The 220-nt window shown below is 60.9% G+C and carries 1 protein-coding gene; it reads left to right on the top strand.

Annotated features, from left to right (window positions below):
* Positions 1 to 37: 37 nt before the first annotated feature.
* Positions 38 to 220: hypothetical protein (locus tag MKK52_RS04060; protein WP_243952479.1), on the top strand; the 183-nt coding region annotated here is incomplete at its 3' end.

Here is a 220-nt window from a genome sequence, read left to right as displayed (position 1 = left end):
CATGGCAGAGGTGAGTGCGCTAGGCTTGTCCATCGTAATGACGGCCGCTCTCGAACATCTCTGCGAGACGGAGATCGACTGTCTTGAAGCGGCGGCGATGTACGCGCTGACCGAGCACGACGAATGGCGCCAAGCTGGTATCGCTTGGCTTGAGCCGTTCCGGGAGACATGGTTTCGCGACTGGCGAGCCGCCCACCCGCACTATGCCAAGTTTGCGAAG

The sequence above is a fragment of the Methylobacterium sp. J-067 genome (genome assembly GCF_022829465.1).
In the GTDB taxonomy this organism is placed as follows: Bacteria; Pseudomonadota; Alphaproteobacteria; order Rhizobiales; family Beijerinckiaceae; genus Methylobacterium; species Methylobacterium litchii.
The sequence above is the reverse complement of the archived record's forward strand: the minus strand, read 5'-3'. Positions and strand labels throughout refer to the sequence as shown.